This window comes from Pseudomonas sp. FW507-12TSA (assembly GCF_058781435.1).
Window position 1 is genome coordinate 19,897 of record NZ_JBYSWT010000038.1, and the last position, 15,880, is coordinate 35,776.

15 protein-coding genes are annotated in these 15,880 nt (G+C 64.3%); 6 read left to right on the forward strand and 9 right to left on the reverse strand.

The genetic code is table 11. The features are described from left to right. Window positions 1–155: 155 nt before the first annotated feature. From pmrG to arsC, 5 genes are all read right to left on the reverse strand, one after another. Window positions 156–755 carry a lipopolysaccharide core heptose(II)-phosphate phosphatase PmrG gene (gene pmrG / locus AC3WK8_RS27820; RefSeq protein WP_256578571.1) on the reverse strand — a complete coding sequence of 200 codons (600 nt, stop codon included), beginning with the start codon at window positions 753–755 and terminating at the stop codon, window positions 156–158. 532 nt (window positions 756–1,287) lie between these two features. After that, the gene (locus tag AC3WK8_RS27825) at window positions 1,288–1,959 is read right to left on the reverse strand and encodes a DNA-3-methyladenine glycosylase I (protein ID WP_103327079.1); all 672 of its coding nucleotides are present in this window, start codon (window positions 1,957–1,959) and stop codon (window positions 1,288–1,290) included. A gap of 111 nt (window positions 1,960–2,070) precedes the next feature. Beyond that, entirely contained in the window at window positions 2,071–2,493 is a 423-nt protein-coding gene (locus tag AC3WK8_RS27830; protein ID WP_085596866.1) for a DUF2069 domain-containing protein, read from the reverse strand. After that, window positions 2,477–3,091: an NAD(P)H:quinone oxidoreductase gene (gene wrbA, locus AC3WK8_RS27835; protein WP_022640248.1), complete on the reverse strand. Its 615-nt coding sequence runs from the start codon at window positions 3,089–3,091 to the stop codon at window positions 2,477–2,479. Before wrbA ends, AC3WK8_RS27830 begins: the two co-directional genes overlap by 17 nt. Next, a complete protein-coding gene (gene arsC, locus AC3WK8_RS27840) occupies window positions 3,088–3,441 on the reverse strand; it encodes an arsenate reductase (glutaredoxin) (RefSeq protein WP_085596865.1) in 354 nt (117 codons plus the stop codon). The genes wrbA and arsC overlap by 4 nt, the downstream gene beginning before the upstream one ends. 139 nt (window positions 3,442–3,580) lie before the next feature. Here arsC and AC3WK8_RS27845 point away from each other — a divergent pair, with 139 nt between their 5' ends. Then, window positions 3,581–4,045: a TlpA family protein disulfide reductase gene (locus AC3WK8_RS27845; RefSeq protein WP_031320315.1), complete on the forward strand. Its 465-nt coding sequence runs from the start codon at window positions 3,581–3,583 to the stop codon at window positions 4,043–4,045. A gap of 37 nt (window positions 4,046–4,082) precedes the next feature. On the opposite strand, the gene AC3WK8_RS27850 is transcribed toward AC3WK8_RS27845, so the two are convergent. The 4 genes from AC3WK8_RS27850 to AC3WK8_RS27865 form a co-directional block, all read right to left on the reverse strand. Further along, entirely contained in the window at window positions 4,083–4,487 is a 405-nt protein-coding gene (locus AC3WK8_RS27850; protein ID WP_103326519.1) for an META domain-containing protein, read from the reverse strand. Next, window positions 4,484–4,921, reverse strand: coding sequence for a hypothetical protein (locus AC3WK8_RS27855; RefSeq protein WP_085596864.1), 438 nt, complete (start codon window positions 4,919–4,921; stop codon window positions 4,484–4,486). The genes AC3WK8_RS27850 and AC3WK8_RS27855 overlap by 4 nt, the downstream gene beginning before the upstream one ends. A gap of 89 nt (window positions 4,922–5,010) precedes the next feature. After that, a complete protein-coding gene (locus tag AC3WK8_RS27860) occupies window positions 5,011–6,000 on the reverse strand; it encodes a 2-hydroxyacid dehydrogenase (protein ID WP_085596863.1) in 990 nt (329 codons plus the stop codon). A 67-nt stretch (window positions 6,001–6,067) separates the two neighbouring features. Continuing rightward, window positions 6,068–8,821 (reverse strand): response regulator, encoded by a 2,754-nt coding sequence (locus AC3WK8_RS27865; protein WP_103326520.1) that lies wholly within the window; start codon window positions 8,819–8,821, stop codon window positions 6,068–6,070. A 238-nt stretch (window positions 8,822–9,059) separates the two neighbouring features. Here AC3WK8_RS27865 and AC3WK8_RS27870 point away from each other — a divergent pair, with 238 nt between their 5' ends. The 5 genes from AC3WK8_RS27870 to relA all read left to right on the forward strand — a co-directional run bounded on the left by AC3WK8_RS27870 (window position 9,060) and on the right by relA (window position 15,876). Further along, window positions 9,060–9,779 carry a response regulator transcription factor gene (locus tag AC3WK8_RS27870; RefSeq protein ID WP_085596861.1) on the forward strand — a complete coding sequence of 240 codons (720 nt, stop codon included), beginning with the start codon at window positions 9,060–9,062 and terminating at the stop codon, window positions 9,777–9,779. Then, on the forward strand, window positions 9,766–11,139 hold the full coding sequence (locus AC3WK8_RS27875) for a sensor histidine kinase (protein ID WP_103326521.1): 1,374 nt from the start codon (window positions 9,766–9,768) through the stop codon (window positions 11,137–11,139). The genes AC3WK8_RS27870 and AC3WK8_RS27875 overlap by 14 nt, the downstream gene beginning before the upstream one ends. 115 nt (window positions 11,140–11,254) lie before the next feature. Beyond that, window positions 11,255–12,157: a cysteine synthase CysM gene (gene cysM / locus AC3WK8_RS27880; RefSeq protein ID WP_022640240.1), complete on the forward strand. Its 903-nt coding sequence runs from the start codon at window positions 11,255–11,257 to the stop codon at window positions 12,155–12,157. Further along, complete coding sequence (gene rlmD, locus AC3WK8_RS27885; RefSeq protein WP_103326522.1) at window positions 12,157–13,509, forward strand: 23S rRNA (uracil(1939)-C(5))-methyltransferase RlmD; 1,353 nt, start codon at window positions 12,157–12,159, stop codon at window positions 13,507–13,509. Before cysM ends, rlmD begins: the two co-directional genes overlap by 1 nt. 123 nt (window positions 13,510–13,632) lie before the next feature. Beyond that, complete coding sequence (gene relA, locus AC3WK8_RS27890) at window positions 13,633–15,876, forward strand: GTP diphosphokinase (RefSeq protein ID WP_022640238.1); 2,244 nt, start codon at window positions 13,633–13,635, stop codon at window positions 15,874–15,876. Window positions 15,877–15,880: the final 4 nt, after the last annotated feature.

A 15,880-nucleotide genomic window follows, 5' to 3' on the forward strand; every position in this document is an offset into this window, starting at 1 on the left:
TTAGCGTTTTGACCTGGCCCTGTTACTGGTGCGGTGCTGTTATAAGTCGCGCGATAGTTTCTTCTATTAGTACAAGTTCTATCGAAGTCAACTTGCTCAAGCGTCTAGTGTGTCTTTGCGTTGAGTGAAATCTGTTGGGATGTTGTAAAAAAGAGTTATAGCTTGGCTGCCTCCGGCCCAAGTGCCTGTTGCCAGTCCTCGACCTTGATGCTGCCAAGTATCTGCAACGTGCCATCGCTGTTCAGGGTGACGAACAGCGAACTGTTGTACTGACTGTGGGGGGCATGCTCGAAGCCCAGTTGGCTCTCCAGGTCGCTGATGCAATCGCTGTGGGTGACCAGCACCAGGTTGCGTCGCGCAGCCTTGTGCGCCTTGATCGTTTCGCCAAGCTGGCTACCGCAACTGAGCAGCCAGTCCTGGGTTTTCGCGGGCTGGCCGAACATGAATTCCGCGGTTTGCCGGGTGCGGGTGGCGGGGCTGCTGAGGACATCGGTAGAGTCCATGCCCAGGACCTGGAATGCCCGGCCCAGCCTCCTGGACATGCTGCTTCCGGCCAATGTGATGCCATCTCCAGGCCCTACGCAGGGAGTAGGCGAACGGTCGCAGCGTTCGGCATGGCGCACCAGGGCGATCACTTCGCCGCTGTTCCAATGACGGTACATGCCTGCGCTTTCCATCTGGTTGGCGGCTCCCAGGTCCAGGGGCGCGCCAGGCCAGAGCACGAAGCCGCTGACCAGGATTGCCAAGACTGCCACACTGGCCCATGCCATGGCCTTGCGGAATCGGTTTGGACGCGAGGCCTCGGTGCCCGTGCCGGATTTAGCAGTGTCGATCACTTCGCTTACCTGAACTGTTCTGGAAGAGGGCTTGTCATTCGGGTTGGAGCTGATGTTCTGAAAAGACCGGTAACGGGACCTGCGCTGCAACTGCTTGCCAATCTAGAGCGTGCCGGGTTAGCGAAGGGTGAAAGCAATGTGAAAAAAACGAATGGATCACGATCATTATTTTAAAAGCCGACAGCCTTTGTTCAGCTTGTTGGCCTGATCAATGCCTCGTAGTTCGTTTGTACATGGCTAATGATTGCAGAATGTCGATTCCACCAAGCCTTTGCTGATTGTTTTTAATCGTATGGAAAGTTCAGGCGGACTTTATCCGATCGCAAACAGCGAGTGAGAAATCCCCGCGTTTAGTTCAGCTTATTGTCAGCTTGCGTAGTCGGTTGGGCGAAAGTGAGGAAGATCTCCCTGCCCGTTGCAGGCAGGGAGATGCTCTGGAAGTGGACAGGGATCAGTGGTTGACGGTGTAGGCCAGCATCGCCGACAGCTGGCACAGCGGACGGCCGCTCTCTTGCTGCCACTGATTGAACACCGCTTGTACCAGGGCCTGGTCGCGTTTGCTGCTGGGTACCTTGTCGACAATGCCCTGGGCATTGAGGGCTGCCACCACGTCCTGGGAAGGAATGAAGGTGTCCTTGCCCACCATGCGCAGGAAGCGCGGCGCCGAGAGGCCGCCCAGCTGGTTGCCGTGCTTGGCCAGGTACTGCCAGAGGCCGGTGATGTCCTGGGCCGGCCAGTCGGCGATGAAGCTGCCGAAGCTGCCGTGCTGCTGCTCCACGTCGAGGATCATCTGGGCATTGCGCGGGACGCTCTTGAGCTTGCCCAGGTGGCGAATGATCCGCGTGTCCTGCATCAGCCGCTCCAGGTGCTCGGCCCCCATCAGCACCACTTTGTGGGGGTCGAAGCCGAAGAACACTTGTTCGAAGACTGGCCACTTGGCGTCAACCAGGCTGTGCTTCAGGCCGGCGCGAAAGACCCGCAGGGCCAGCAGCGACAGGTAGCGATCGGCCCCCAGGGTGCGCAGGTAGTCGTCGCTGGCCGGAGTCGGCAGCCGCGCCTCCAGGGCTGCGGCGGAGCCGAAGCGGTTGAGACAGTATTCATTCAGCCATTTGTAATCGTGCATGCCTGCTCCGGTCGGATCGGGAGTGTCGGTCAGAAGGTCCGTTGTGCAAGGTGGGGGCGGCTGGCATGGATGCAAGCCCCGGCATCTTGCGATGGGGGCTTGCATCTTGCCTCAGGCCGGGGTGGCGCCTTCGCCGGCCAGCCGGCGGTTGAGCTGGAAGCGCCAGCGCACGTACAGCAGCGAGGAAGTGAACACCGCGAGGCTGGCGAACATTTCCAGCAGGCCGAACAACTGGCGGTTCGGGTCATAGGCCGCCAGCGCGCCCTTGATGAAGTACAGGTTGACCACGAAACACATCCAGGAGTGCCCGCGGGCGCTGCCACTGAGCATGCCGGGCGCCATCAGCAACAGGGGCACCAGCTCGATCAGCAGGATCACCCAGGGCCGGGCGCCGTGCAGGTCGGCGACCAGCAGGTAATAGATGCACAGCAGGCCCACCAGGGCGAAGAAACACATAAGACTAAGGGCCCGGGCCACTCGCACCCGGGGTTGTAGCCAGTGGATCTCGGGCAGGATCTTAGGCTTCTTGGCCACGGCCGTTCTCCAGTCGCTGGGCGGTCTTGGCCAGGCGCAGGCCCAAGGCCCGGCACAGAGCGATCTCGTGTTGGTCCAGCGGGCTCTTGCCATCCGCGCCGGCATGGTGGCTGGCGCCGTAGGGGGTGCCGCCGCCCTGGGTCTCCAGCAGCGCCGATTCGCTGTAGGGCAAGCCGGTGATCAACATGCCGTGGTGCAGCAAGGGCAGCATCATCGACAGCAGGGTGGCTTCCTGGCCGCCATGCAGGCTGGCGGTGGAGGTGAACACGCCAGCGGGCTTGCCCACCAGGGCGCCGGTCAGCCACAGGTTGCTGGTACCGTCGAGGAAGTACTTGAGCGGCGCCGCCATGTTGCCGAAACGGGTCGGGCTGCCCATGGCCAGGCCGGCGCAGTTCTTCAGGTCGTCGAGGCTGGCATACAGCGCACCGCTGTCGGGGATGGCCGGGGCCACGGCTTCGCATTCGGCCGAAATGGCCGGGACGGTACGCAGGCGGGCTTCCAGGCCGGCTTGCTCGATGCCTCGGGCGATCTGCCGGGCCATCTCGCTGGTGGAGCCATTGCGGCTGTAGTACAGCACCAGGATGTACGGCGTGCTCAAGGCAGGATCTCCAGCACGTTTTCCGGTGGTCGGCCAATGACGGCCTTGTCACCGGCTTCCAGAACTGGGCGCTCCATCAGCTTGGGGTGCTGGGCGATGGCAGCGATCAACTGCTCTTCGCTGAGGCTGGTGTCTGCCAGCCCGAGCTCCTTGTACTCGTCTTCGCCGGTGCGCAGCAACTGACGGGCGCCGATACCGAGCTTGCCCAGGAGGCTGCGCAGTTGGGCGGCGTCCAGTGGGGTTTCCAGGTAGCGGACCACAGTCGGGGCCAGGCCGCGTTGTTCCAGCAGCTCCAGTGCGGCACGGGATTTCGAGCAGCGCGGGTTGTGATAAAGCGTCAGGTCGGTCATGTGCGGGTCGCATCTTGCGTAAGGTGGCGGCTATTCTAACCGCGCGACGGGCTCTGCTGAACCTCGAGAGTCGTTCGGTCGCAGCGGCCATGGGCGGCCGTGGATCATCCAAGACACTTTCAAAGACGGGAAAACAGGCATGGCAAGGCAATTGGCAGCGGCATTGGCGATCATCACGACCCTATTGCTGGGCGGTTGTGGCAATGACTACGGGGTCGACCAGTATGGCCGCAAAGTCGCCTCCGAACGCCTCGACAAGCAGTGGCTGGTGCTCAACTACTGGGCCGAATGGTGTGGTCCGTGCCGGACCGAGGTGCCCGAGCTGAACGCCCTGGACGAGCAGCTCAAGGGGCAGTCGGTGACGGTATTGGGGGTCAACTTCGACAACGTGCAGGGCGAGGAGCTCAAGAGCGCCAGCGAGAAGCTGGGGATCAAGTTCACCGTGCTGGCCCAGGATCCTTCGCCGATCTTCGACCTGCCACGCACCGAGGCGCTGCCGGTGACCTACATCATCGACGACCAGGGCAAGGTGCGGGAGCAACTGCTGGGTGAACAGACCGCGGCAGGGGTATTGGCGAAACTGCAGGCCCTGCGCGGTCATTGATGAGGGGCGGGGGGGGGGGCCCCCGGGCGCAGGACAGTCAGCCTTCTTCCTGCCACCAGCGCAGCGGCTTGCCTTCGGCAGGCCAGAAGCGTACCTGCTCGATGGGCGAGATATCCCAGCGTTCGACGGTCTCCAGGGCCTGGAGGAAGCGTCGTTCCTGTTCCATCAGGGCCGGGGCACAGAGCTTGCGGGTGCTGCCCACCTTGCCGAAGCTGAGCTTCTGGCCATCCAGGGTATAAGGGGCGAACCAGTGGTTGCAGCCGCCATTGCCGTAGGCGCGGCCATCCTCGCCCAGGGTGATGGTCAGGTGGCTGTAGTCGATGAGCGGACGCTCACCGATCCATTCCAGGATATAGCTGCGGTCTTGCTTGAGCTGCAGCGGCTCGGCGGCGCAGCCCAGCAGGCCAGCGCCCAGTGCCAGGACCAGCGCCAGGCGTTTCATTGCGCCGCCTGGCGGCATCGAGGGCACAGGTGGCGCTCGCCTTCGCTGCTCCAGCCGAGTTCGGCGATCCGTGCGCTGGCGGCGGGTTGGCGCGCCTTTTCGCCAAGCTTGGCATCCACCGCGAATTCGAAGTCCAACTGGGTGGCGCAGCTATCGCAGTTGACCTGCCATTGGTGGATGGCCAGTTCGCCGAAGACCGGGCCGCTGGCGACCGCGACCCATTGGCCGACCGGGTTGATCAGGTGGCGAACGGTGTCCACCGTCAGGCGCATGGACAAGTCCTTGCTGCCCTTGAGGGTGACCAGCAGCACGTCGCTGGCGCGGATCGAGCCACCGTTGCCGGTGACTTGATAGCGGCCCGGCACCAGTGCGCGGCATTCGATCAGGGTGTGTTGCGGGCTCATCAGGGTGTAGCGGAAATCGTGTTCGACCATGGGTCCTCCAAATCTGCCGCGTATGCTAGCACGGGCCCCGGCGCCACAGGGCGCGGGCTGGCGACCTTCGATCAGCCCGTGCGCGGCGCTCAGTCATGGACCAGGTTCTGTGGCTGGCCGGCGAACCAACTGGCGATGTTGTGCAAGGTGGTGTCGGCGATCGCCGCCAGGGCCTCGCGGGTCAGGAAGGCCTGGTGGGCGGTCACTATCACGTTGGGGAAGGTCAGCAATCGCGCCAGTACATCATCCTGCAAGGGCAGGTCGGAGCGGTCCTCGAAAAACAGCTGGGCTTCTTCTTCATAGACGTCCAGCCCCAGGTAGCCCAGTTGGCCATTCTTCAGGGCGTCGATCAGCGCCGGGGTGTCCACCAGGCCGCCGCGACCGGTGTTGATCAGCATCGCCCCGGGCTGCATCCGGGCCAGGCTCTGCTGGTTGATCAGGTAGCGGCTGTCGTCGGTCAGGGGGCAGTGCAGGCTGATGATCTGCGACTGCTCCAGCAGTTCCGCCAGGCTCAAGTAGCGGGCCCCCAAGGCCTGCACGGCCGGATTCGGATAAGGATCATGGGCCAGCAGCTGGCAGCCGAAGCCGGCCATGATGCGGGCGAAGGTGGCGCCGATCTGCCCGGTGCCGACGATGCCCACGGTCTTGCCCACCAGGTCGAAGCCGGTCAGGCCGTGCAGGCTGAAGTCACCTTCGCGGGTACGGTTGTAGGCCCGGTGCAAGCGGCGGTTGAGTGCCAGGATCAGGGCCACGGCATGTTCGGCCACGGCGTGGGGCGAGTAGGCCGGGACCCGGACCACGTCCAGGCCCAGGCGCTTGGCCGCCGCCAGGTCGACGTGGTTGTAGCCGGCCGAGCGCAGGGCGATCAGGCGGGTGCCGCCGGCCGCCAGGCGCTCGAGCACCGGTGCGCCCAGATCGTCGTTGATGAAGGCACAGACCACTTCATGGCTCTCGGCCAGGGCCGCGGTGTCCAGGCTCAGGCGAGCGGCCTGGAACTGCAGCTCCAGGCCCTGGGGCAGGCGGGCGCCGAGAAAACTCTCACGATCGTAGTTCTGGCTGCTGAAAAGAATCGTACGCATGGCTGCATCCTTGTTCGGGGAGGACGCCCAGCATGGGGCCTGGGCGCCGGGCCGGGGTTGCCCTGGGTCAGGCCTTGACCCGTGCCTCGCTGGCCAGGCGATCGATGGCGTGGTCCAGTTCGTCCAGCGCGGCGAAGGCCTTGGCGTCCTCCTGCTTGAGCAGGGTCTCGCTGCGCTGGCAGGCCGCTCGCAGCTGTGGCACCCCGCAGTAGCGGGTGGCGCCGTGCAGGCGGTGGACCCGTTCGATCAGGGCGCTGTGGTCGTTGGCGGCCCGGGCGGCGTTGATCGCCTCGCGGTCGGCCTCCAGCGAGGCCAGCAACATGGCCAGCATGTCGGCGGCCAGGTCGGCTTTGCCGGCGGCCAGGCGCAGGCCTTCGTCCTGATCCAGCACCTGCAGTTCCAGGCCCAGCTCAGGGCGTTCGCCGCTGCGGTCCGAGCCCTGGTTGCGCAGGGCCAGCCCGGTCCACTTGAGTACCACCTGGGCCAGTTGCCGCTCGCTGATGGGCTTGGTCAGGTAGTCGTCCATGCCGCTTTGCAGCAGGGCGCGTTTTTCATTGGCCATGGCGTGGGCGGTCAGGGCCACGATCGGCAATGGCGGCCCCTGGCGTTCGCTTTCCCACTGGCGGATCGCCTCGGTGCTCTGCCGACCGTCCATGCCGGGCATCTGCACGTCCATCATCACCAGGTCGAAGGGTTCGTGCTGGATAGCGTTCAGGGCGGCATAGCCGTTGTCCACCGCCTGCACCTTGGCGCCCATGTCCTGCAACAAGGTCTGGATCAACAGCAGGTTGGCCGGGTTGTCATCGACGCACAAAACCCGTGGCGCACGGCTGGAAAGCGCTTCCTCGGGTTCGCTGCGGACCCTTCGCGGGGTGACCAGGTCAGACAGTGCCCGACGCAGTTTGCGGGTGCAGGCCGGTTTGGCCTGCAACTGGCTGTGGGGGTTGGGGACCGAAAGCTGGAACAGCGTCTGTTCGGTGGTGGGGCATAGCACCAGGACCTTGCAGCCCAGGTGTTCGAGATCCCAGATGTGCTGGCTCAGGCGTTCGGGCGACATGTCGTTGCCGGTCACGCCGAGTACCGCCAGGTCGATGGCCTGGTCGCTCTGGTGGACACCGGTGATGCCGTTGGTCAGGGCTTCCAGGGTGTTGAACGGCCTCACTTCCAGGCCACAGTCTTCCAACTGGTGCTGCAGGGCCTGGCGCGCCAGCTCGTGGTTTTCCAGCACCGCCACGCGCCGGCCCAGCAGCGGTGGCGCGGGCAGGTCCTCGGCGTCGTCGCGGGTCTTGGGCAGGCTCAGGCTGATCCAGAACTCCGAGCCTTCGCCGGGCGTGCTGTCGACCCCGATCTCGCCGCCCATCTGCTCGATCAGGCGCTTGGAAATCACCAGCCCAAGGCCAGTACCGCCAGGTTGGCGCGACAGCGAATTGTCGGCCTGGCTGAAGGCCTGGAACAGGGCACGCACATCCTGGTTCGACAGGCCGATGCCCGTATCCTGGATGCTGATGCGCAGTTGCACGCTGTCTTCGTGCTCTTCTTCGAGCATGGCCCGGGCGACGATGGTGCCCTCGCGGGTGAACTTGATGGCGTTGCTCACCAGGTTGGTGAGGATCTGCTTGAGCCGCAGCGGGTCGCCGACCAGCGACAACGGCGTATCGCGGTACACCAGGCTCACCAGTTCCAGCTGCTTGGCGTGGGCCGCCGGGGCGAGGATGGTCAGGGTGTCCTGCAACAGGTCGCGCAGGTTGAACGGGATGCTGTCGAGCACCAGCTTGCCGGCTTCGATTTTCGAGAAGTCGAGGATCTCGTTGATGATCCCCAGCAGGCTGTCGGCGGATTTCTCGATGGTGCCCAGGTAGTCCAGCTGGCGCGGGGTCAGCTCGCTCTTTTGCAGCAAGTGGGTGAAGCCGAGGATGCCGTTGAGTGGTGTGCGGATCTCGTGACTCATGTTGGCCAGGAACTCGGACTTGATCCGGCTGGCTTCCAGGGCCTCCTTGCGCGCCAGGTCCAGCTCGATGTTCTGGATCTCGATGGTCTCCAGGTTCTGGCGTACGTCCTCGGTAGCCTGGTCGATGCTGTGCTGCAGTTCTTCCTGGGCATTTTGCAGGGTGCTGGCCATGCGGTTGATGCCCGAGGCTAGGTCGTCCAGCTCCTGGCTGCCCAGTGGCGGCAGGCGGGTTTCCAGGTTGCCGTCCTTGAGCTGGGTCACCGCCTGCTTGATCTGGCTCAGCGGGTTGTTGATGGTCCGTCCCATGCGCACCGCCAGCAGGGCCGTCACGGCCAGGCCGGAGGCGATCAGCAGCAGGCTGGCGAACAGGCTGCGATAGCCGCGCAGCAACATGCCGCTGTGGGACAGCTCCAGTTCCACCCAGCCCAGCAACCGGTCGGACTCATCGGGGATCAGGTCGCCCGCGAGGTTGCGATGGCGACCGAAGACCGGCAACTGGTAGCGGGTCGCATCGTTGCCGCTGCGTTGCATCATCTGGGTGTTGTCGCCCATGGGGGCCGGGTTGAGCATGGTGGGGCCGGCATGGGCCAGGGGCGTGCGGTCCGGAGCGAGGAACGACACTGCGCGCACATCCTGTTGTTCCAGGGCCTGGGTGGCGATGCGCTCGAGCATCTGGGTGTTGCGGTTGCCCATCGCCGGGGCCACCAGGGAGGCCAGTTGTTCGGCGATCATTTCACCGCGTTGCAGGAGTTGGGTCTGCAGCTCCGATAGCTGCATCCAGGTGAAGTAACCACCCAGCACCAGGGCCATCAGGCTGGTGGGCAGCAAGGTCAGCAACAGTACGCGGCCTTTGATTCCCAGTTTCTTGAGCACGCAACTCTCCTGCTTCCACGCGATTTCGATAGGTGAACGGGCACGTCCGTGATGCGCCACCTGCGCAGTGTAACGATTTGCCGGTGGTCAATCTTGGCAAATTGTTTCGCCTGCGCCGATGGCTGGCCTCGCTGGAAGGAGCCGGTGGTCGGCGCGGGCGGGTGCGACCAAGGCATCGGTTGCCGCGCCTCGGGCAATCTTGAATAATCGGCCAACTGAGAATCACTTGCACAAGCCAATGACTCCCGTATCTATTGACTCCCCCCGTGTCCTGGCCATCGAGGACGACCCGGTGCTCGGTGCTTATGTCCATGAGCAACTGCAGCGCTGCGGTTTTACCGTGACCTGGTGCCGTAATGGCCAGGAAGGGCTGGGCATCGCCCGCCAGCAGTCGTTCGACGTGCTGCTGATGGATATCCTGCTGCCCGGAATGGACGGTCTGACGGTGCTCACGCACCTGCGCCAGAGCCATTCCACTCCGGTGCTGCTGATGTCGGCCCTGGGGGCGGAAGCCGATCGCATCAGCGGTTTCCGCCTGGGCGCCGACGACTACCTGCCCAAGCCATTCAGCATCGCCGAGTTGCGGGTGCGGATCGAGGCGATCCTGCGTCGGGTGGCCCTGGATCGGCGCCCGATGCCGCCGGTGCCCGTCAGCCAGCAGCAGAGCCTGCGGTTCGACGACGAGCTGTGCGACGTGTTCTTCGCCGAGCAATGGGCCGGGCTGACCCGCAGCGAATACCGCTTGCTGGAGACCCTGCATCGCAATGCCGACGAAGTGCTGAGCAAGGCCTTCCTCTACCAGCATGTGCTCCAGCGTGGATATGCCGCCCACGATCGCAGCCTGGACATGCATGTCAGCCAGATCCGCCGCAAGCTCAAGGCGCTGGGCTACAGCGAACGCCAACTGCGCACCGTGTGGGGCAAGGGTTATGTGTTGAGCGCCGATGAGCTGGCCTGAGCTGCCCGGGCGGCATTCGGTGTTCTGGAAGCTGGCATTCCTGCTGGTGGCCTTCTGTCTGCTGATGATCTGGCTGAGCTGGTCCTGGGGCCGTTATGTCGAACAGAAGAACCTGTACCTGTCCGATGAAGCCCGGACCACTCTTCACGCTTATGCGCGGGAAGCCGAAGAAGCCTGGAAGAGCGGCCAGCAGACGGGTGTCGATGCCTGGGTCCAGCAGATGGCCAGTCGCGAGAAGAGCTGGGTCGGGGTCATCGGCAGCGACTTGCAGTCCCTCGGCAGCTACCCCCTCAAACCCATGGAGGCCCAGCGCCTGACCTTCCTGCGGGGGCCGGACTGGCCGGTGAGCCGGCATGCCCGGAGCTTGCCCTGGTTGAAGATTCCCTTCCCCGAAGAGCCTTCTGCCGGCAGCCTGGTGATGGAGTTGCCGCAGCGCTTCATGCCCGGCCGCTACCGGTTGTTCTGGCAGGTCATGACCAATGGCGTGATCCCCGGGCTATTTACCTTGTTGTTGTGCGTGGGGCTGTACCGCTTGCTGGTGGTGCCGCTCAACCAGCTGCGTGAGCAGGCCAATGCCTGGCGGGCAGAGCAATTGAATGCCCGGCTGTCCACCGAGACCACCTTGCGCAAGGATGAACTGGGGGAACTGGGGCGGGCTTTCGACCAGATGTCCGAGCGCCTGCAAAGTACCGTGGCTACTCAGCAGCAGTTGCTGCGGGACTTGTCCCATGAATTGCGCACACCCTTGAGCCGCCTGCGGGTCGCCAGCGAAAGCGAGCAGAGTCTTGTCGCCCTGCGCGAGCGCCTGGGGCGCGAAGTCGACGGCATGCAGCGCCTGGTGGAAGACAGCCTGCAACTGGCCTGGCTGGATACCGAGCGGTCGCCCCTGGCCGAGGAGCAGATCCAGGTCCAGGCGCTGTGGGAGATGCTCAGTGAAAACGCCTGTTTCGAAAGCGGCTGGTCCAGTGCGCAGTTGCGCTGCGAGCTGGTGGCCGACTGCTGGGTGCGGGGGCATCTCAATACCTTGGCCCAGGCTCTGGAAAACGTCCTGCGCAACGCGATCCGGCATTCTCCGCCCGGCGCCCGGGTAACCCTGGACGGTCAGCGTGAAAACCAGTACTGGCACCTGTGGCTGGACGACCAGGGGCCGGGAGTCGCCGAACAGGACCTGGAGCGGATTTTCGCACCCTTTACCCGCCTGGATGGCTCGCGTCCCGGGGACGGCGGGTTCGGCCTGGGCCTGAGCATCGCGCGCAATGCCGTGGGACGCCAGGGGGGGCAGATATGGGCACAGAACACCGAGCAGGGCTTGCGCATCCATCTGCGCTTGCTGGCGGCACAACCGCCGGCCGTCGTCTGAAGATCGTCAGTCGGCCTTATGCCAATAAGCCATAAGACCCTCACTTTGCGTGATATGGCGTCAGGAGGTTTGCCGGTATGATAGGCGCCCCCGCAGTCTGGATTGCGAATACGCCATGACCTTGCAATACCCAACCATCGCCGATTGCGTCGGCAACACCCCGCTGATTCGTTTGCAGCGCCTGCCCGGCACCACCAGCAATACCCTGCTGCTCAAGCTCGAGGGCAACAACCCGGCGGGTTCGGTCAAGGACCGCCCGGCACTGTCGATGATCACCCGTGCCGAATTGCGCGGGCAGATCCAGGCCGGCGATACCCTGATCGAGGCGACCTCGGGCAATACCGGGATCGCCCTGGCCATGGCTGCGGCGATCAAGGGCTACAAGATGATCCTGATCATGCCCGACAACTCCAGCGCCGAACGCAAGGCGGCGATGACCGCCTATGGCGCCGAGCTGATCCTGGTGAGCCAGGAGGAGGGCATGGAAGGTGCCCGGGACCTGGCCGAGCGGATGCAGGCCGAAGGTCGCGGCAAGGTGCTCGATCAGTTCGCCAATGGCGACAATCCTGAGGCCCACTACACCGGTACCGGCCCGGAAATCTGGCGCCAGACCCAGGGCAGCATCACGCACTTCATCAGTTCGATGGGCACTACCGGCACCATCATGGGGACCTCGCGCTACCTGAAGGAGCAGAACCCCGGTGTGCAGATCGTCGGCCTGCAACCCATGGAAGGCTCGGCCATTCCCGGCATCCGCCGCTGGCCCGAGGAATACCTGCCGAAGATCTACCAGGCCAGTCGGGTCGACCGGATCGTCGACATGGCCCAGAGCGAAGCCGAGGACGTGACCCGGCGCCTGGCCCGGGAAGAGGGCATCTTCTGCGGCGTGTCGTCCGGTGGCGCAGTGGCTGCGATGCTGCGTTTGTCCCGTGAAGTGGAAAACGCGGTCATGGTCGCGATCATCTGTGATCGTGGCGATCGCTACCTGTCGACCGGCATCTTCGATGCTCCCAACTGATGGCTAAGCACGAGAGAGGCCTGCGCTTCCAGCCTGCGGGCGGCAGCCGGGCGCCACAGGTGCCGGTGGGCAAGAAGCAGCGCCTGAGCATCCAGCGCATGGCCAACGACGGTCGCGGTATCGCCTTCGTCGAAGGGCGCACCTGGTTCGTCAACGGTGCCCTGGCTGGCGAGGAAGTCGAGGCCCGGGTCCTGGGTGCCCACGGCAAGGTGGTCGAGGCCCGCGCCGAGCGGATCTTCAGCGCCAGCCAGTTGCGGCGCCCTGCGCCCTGTGCCCACGCCGGGCGCTGCGGTGGCTGCAGCGTCCAGCACTTGCCCCACGAAGAGCAATTGGCCCTTAAGCAACGCATGCTCGCCGAGCAACTGTCCAAGGTGGCCGGCATCGAGCCCGAGGCCTGGGCCGAGCCCTTGAGTGGCCCCGAGTTCGGCTATCGACGCCGGGCCAGGGTGGCGGTGCGCTGGGACAGCAAGGCCCGCCAGCTTGAAGTGGGCTTTCGCGCGGCCGGCAGCCAGGACATCGTCGCCATCGACGACTGCCCGGTGCTGGTGCCTGAGTTGCAGCCGATCATGCAGCGTTTGCCCGCCATGTTGCGGCGCTTGAGCAAGCCCCAGGCGCTGGGGCATGTGGAGCTGTTCAGCGGCTCGGCCCTGGCGGTGCTGTTGCGGCATATGGCGCCGCTGTCGGAAAGCGACCTGGGGATCCTCAAGGATTTCTGCGATTTCCATCAGGCGCAGTTGTGGTTGCAGGGCGAAGGCGAGCCGCAGCCTTTCGATTCATCGCAGGCCCTGGGCTATCGCCTGGCGGCTTGGGACCTGCACCTGGCCTACCGGCCGGGAGACTTCGTCCAGGTCAATGCCGGGGTCAACGAGGCGATGGTGGCCCAGGCCCTGGAGTGGTTGGCTCCACAGGCTGGCGAGCGGGTCCTGGACCTGTTCTGCGGCCTGGGCAACTTCGCCCTGCCGCTGGCTCGCCAGGTGCGGGAAGTGGTGGCGGTAGAAGGCGTGGCAACCATGGTGGCGCGGGCGGCGGAAAATGCCGCCGGCAACAATTTGCATAACACGCGCTTTTTTCAAGCCGATTTATCCCAGCCCCTGGGTACTGCCGAGTGGGCCGCCGAGGGCTTTTCTGCGGTACTCTTGGACCCACCCCGCGACGGTGCTTTCGAGGTGGTTCGCAATCTTGCGGCCCTGGGCGCCAAGCGGTTGGTATATGTGTCATGCAACCCGGCGACTCTGGCCCGTGACACGGTCGAACTGACCAGGCAGGGCTATCGGTTAAAACGTGCCGGGATTCTCGATATGTTTCCTCAAACGGCGCATGTCGAGGCCATGGCGTTATTCGAAGCGAGCTAGGATGGCTTGTCTAATCCGACTGGTCCTCAAGGTCCGGCTCGCGGGCCCTGCGAGCGAGACCTGAGTGTTGTGAAGGTCAGCGATTTGACGCACTGACGTGCGTCGTAGGGAAGGTAAAGCAAGATGGTACAGGTGAGAGCGCACCAGCCGATCAACACCGACGGCAGTATCAATCTCGAGGCATGGCTCGATCATACGGTCAGTATCGACATGGCACTGGACCGTGAAGCCTTGAAGGAAGCCTGCGAGTTCGCTCGCGAGGCGGAGCAGCAATACATCGCGGCGAAGAATCTCGATCCCGAGGAGGCATCGTGCTTCAGCACGGGGCTGGAGATCGCGGAGATCCTCGCCGACCTCAAGCTGGACCAGGACTCGCTGGTCGCCGCGGTGTTGTACCGCGGCGTTCGTGAAGGGCAGATCCCGTTGACGGCGGTCGGCCCGCGTTTCGGTCCGGTGGTGGCCAAGCTGATCGATGGCGTGCAGCGCATGGCGGCGATCACCGCCAGCCTCAGCCCACGGCAGTCTTTGGTGCTGGGTACCCAGACCCAGGTGGAAAACCTGCGCAAGATGCTGGTGGCCATGGTCGACGACGTGCGCGTGGCCCTGATCAAGCTGGCCGAGCGGACCTGCGCCATTCGTGCGGTCAAGGGCGCCGACGAGGAGAAGCGCAACCGGGTCGCCCGGGAAGTCTTCGATATCTATGCGCCCCTGGCCCATCGCCTGGGGATCGGGCATATCAAGTGGGAGCTGGAGGACCTGTCCTTCCGTTACCTGGAGCCCGAGCAGTACAAGCAGATCGCCAAGCTGTTGCATGAACGGCGCCTGGATCGCGAGCGCTTCATCAGCGATGTGATGAACCAGTTGCAGAGCGAGTTGCAGGCCACTGGCGTCAATGCCGACATCAGCGGCCGGGCCAAGCACATCTATTCCATCTGGCGCAAAATGCAGCGCAAGGGCCTGGAGTTCAGCCAGATCTACGACGTGCGTGCCGTGCGGGTCCTGGTGCCGGAAATGCGCGACTGCTACACCGCGCTGGGTATCGTGCACACCTTGTGGCGACACATTCCCAAGGAATTCGACGACTACATCGCCAACCCCAAGGAAAACGGTTATCGCTCGTTGCATACGGCAGTGATCGGTCCCGAGGGCAAGGTGCTGGAAGTGCAGATCCGCACCCATGCGATGCATGAGGAAGCGGAGCTCGGAGTCTGTGCCCACTGGCGCTACAAGGGCACCGACGTCAAGTCCGGTTCCAACCATTACGAAGAGAAGATCTCCTGGTTGCGCCAGGTGCTGGAATGGCACGAGGAGCTGGGCGATATCGGTGGCCTGGCCGAGCAACTGCGGGTGGATATCGAGCCGGACCGGGTCTACATCTTCACTCCCGATGGCCACGCCATCGACCTGCCCAAGGGCGCCACGCCACTGGACTTCGCCTACCGGGTGCACACCGAGATCGGCCACAACTGCCGTGGCGCGAAGATCAACGGCCGGATCGTGCCGCTCAACTACAGCCTGCAGACCGGCGAGCAGGTGGAGATCATCACCAGCAAGCACGGCACTCCGAGCCGCGACTGGCTGAACCCCAACCTGGGCTACGTCACCACGTCCCGGGCGAGGGCGAAGATCGTCCACTGGTTCAAGCTGCAAGCCCGCGACCAGAACGTCGCTGCCGGCAGGACCCTGCTGGAGCGCGAGCTGAGCCGCCTGGGCCTGCCCCAGGTGGACTTCGACAAGCTGGCCGAGAAGGCCAACATGAAGATCGCCGAGGACATGTTCGCCGCCCTGGGTGCGGGTGACCTGCGCCTGGCGCAACTGGTGAACCTGGCCCAGCAACTGGTGGAGCCCGAGCGCGGCAACGAGCAACTGGAGCTGATTCCACGCAAGGCCGCGGGCTACAAGCCGGGCAAGCGTGGCGATATCCAGATCCAGGGCGTGGGCAACCTGATGACCCAGATGGCCGGTTGCTGCCAACCATTGCCGGGCGACGCCATCGTTGGCTACATCACCCAGGGCCGCGGCGTCAGCATCCATCGCCAGGACTGCGCCTCGGTCCTGCAGTTGGCCGGACGCGAGCCGGAACGGATCATCCAGGTCAGCTGGGGGCCGGTGCCGGTGCTGACCTACCCGGTGGATATCATCATCCGGGCCTACGATCGCTCCGGATTGCTGCGTGACGTATCCCAGGTACTGCTCAACGAGCGGATCAACGTGCTGGCGGTCAACACCCGCTCGAACAAGGAAGACAATACCGCGCTGATGTCCCTGACCATCGAGATCCCCGGCCTGGATGCGCTGGGGCGCTTGCTGGGGCGGATCTCGCAGTTGCCGAACATCATCGAGACCCGGCGCAACCGGACTCCATGACAAC